This is a genomic window from Vibrio sp. vnigr-6D03, from assembly GCF_002835515.1.
GTDB lineage: Bacteria > Pseudomonadota > Gammaproteobacteria > Enterobacterales > Vibrionaceae > Vibrio > Vibrio penaeicida.
In genome coordinates this window covers 875-2,718 of sequence record NZ_PIZL01000056.1, presented here as the reverse complement: position 1 = coordinate 2,718, position 1,844 = coordinate 875, and the positions used below count along the sequence as shown (strand labels likewise).

The 1,844-nt window shown below is 43.2% G+C and carries 3 protein-coding genes; 2 read left to right on the top strand and 1 reads right to left on the bottom strand.

Annotation, left to right across the window (positions count from 1 at the left end):
* The first annotated feature begins 346 nt into the window (after window positions 1-346).
* A complete protein-coding gene (locus CW749_RS27000) occupies window positions 347-628 on the top strand; it encodes a hypothetical protein (RefSeq protein WP_101115571.1) in 282 nt (93 codons plus the stop codon).
* A gap of 369 nt (window positions 629-997) precedes the next feature.
* On the opposite strand, the gene CW749_RS26995 is transcribed toward CW749_RS27000, so the two are convergent.
* Complete coding sequence (locus CW749_RS26995; protein WP_101115570.1) at window positions 998-1,402, bottom strand: GFA family protein; 405 nt, start codon at window positions 1,400-1,402, stop codon at window positions 998-1,000.
* 11 nt (window positions 1,403-1,413) lie between these two features.
* Here CW749_RS26995 and CW749_RS26990 point away from each other — a divergent pair, with 11 nt between their 5' ends.
* Entirely contained in the window at window positions 1,414-1,662 is a 249-nt protein-coding gene (locus CW749_RS26990) for a hypothetical protein (RefSeq protein WP_101115569.1), read from the top strand.
* The last annotated feature ends 182 nt before the right edge of the window (window positions 1,663-1,844 follow it).

Genomic DNA, 1,844 nt, shown 5'->3' with positions numbered 1-1,844 from the left:
AACCCTTGAATTTTCAAAGCGCTATAACACCCGCTTAAGTGGCTGCCAACGCGATACAGCGGCTACCGCATTGCGCCTTAAACACAATAATTTCTGCAAACCAAAAGTGCCACGCGTTGGCAGTCCACTTGAAGCGTTTGTTGTAGAGCAACAAGTAAAAAACTGACTTGGCAATGAAGCACTTAGCTTGCATTCAATGAACTGCATCTTAGCCAACAAAACCGTCTGCAACCAGACCACAGAACCCAAAAACACCGATTCAGTCGAGAATTTAGGAAAGCTAGCCGGAAACCAAACTTCAAAATCTGATGAAGCTGAATAACTTTGAAACCTACAACGACTTGGCTTGCGAGAATTTACCACTTTGATTCAAGCTAAGGAATCGAGCTCAAAAGCACTGAAGCCTGCAATTTTCGACAACCTTATAACCCTTGAATTATCAAAGCGCTATAACGCCCAGTTAAGTAGCCAAAAACGCACAAATGCGGTTTCTGCAAACTACCTTAATCACCAAACCCAACGCAAACTAAAAATGCCACGCGTTTTTGGTCTGCTTGAACTGTTTGTTGTAGCGATACAAGCAAACAGACTTAACTTGGCAATGAAGCACTTAGCTTGCATTCAATGAACTGCATCTTAGCCAACAAAACTTACTGCAACCAGACCACAAAGCCCAAAACACCGATTCAGTCGGAAATTTAGAAAAACGAGCCAAGAGCAAAGCTTCAAAATTCGGTGGACCTAATTGGTTTTGAAAGCTTGCAGCAACTTGGTTTACTGAGAATTTTCCACCTTGGATATGGTTGAGGAATCGAACTCAGAAACACTGAGGTCAGCAATTTTCGAATACCTTACAACCCTTAAATTATCAAAGCGCTATAACGCCGCGTTAAGTGGTGAGCAACGCTACCACCCTACCTAAACCATTGTGACATAAACACTTAAACTGAAGTAAGTCGAAAATGCCAAGCGTTGGGAATCCGTCTTAAACGCTTTGTTATGCATTTTCTGGAGGCGCACCATCGAACTGAGGCACCCCATCAGCGATTAGTTCCCACGAAGCCTTAGAGTCAACGTATATATGGCGACTGAGCTGTATTTGAGGGTCACCGTTTATGCAGCCTAACGTAACACCGTGAACATGACCCTTGTACACGCCAACTAATGTGGAACCGCACTTGGAGCAAAACTGAAGTCCAAAACCATGCTCACCGATATATGAAGTTAGTAGCCCTTCCCCACATACCCATTCAAACTCACCCTCTTTAACAAGAGCATACGCTGAAGCCTGTGAGCTAAATGCTTTACGACATCGAGAGCAATGACAAGAACGGGCATCATGGAGACCACCGTCAATCTTGTACTTGATTTCGCCACAGAAACACTCGCCTGTAATCGTCATAACACCTCCTTATGCATAACGCCCAGTTAAGTAGCCAAAAACGCACAAATGCTGCTTCTGCAAACTACCTTAAACACAAAACTCACCGCAAGCTAAAAATGCCACGCGTTTTTGGTCTGCTTGAACTGTTTGTTAGAGCGATACAAACAAAAAACTCGCTTGGCAATGAAGCACTTAGCTTGCATTCAATGAAAGGCATCTTAACCAACAAAATCTTCTGCAGCCAGACCACTGAACTCAAAACACCAACTCTGTCGTGAATTTAGGAAAACGAACCGATAGCCAAGCTTCGAAATTTAGTGAACCCAATTAGCTTTGAAAGCTTGCAGCGACTTGGTTTACGACGACTTTTCCACCTTGATACTGGTTGAGGAATCAAACTCAAAAACACTGAAGCCAGCAATTTTCGAATTCCTTACAAACCTTGAATTATCAAAGCGCT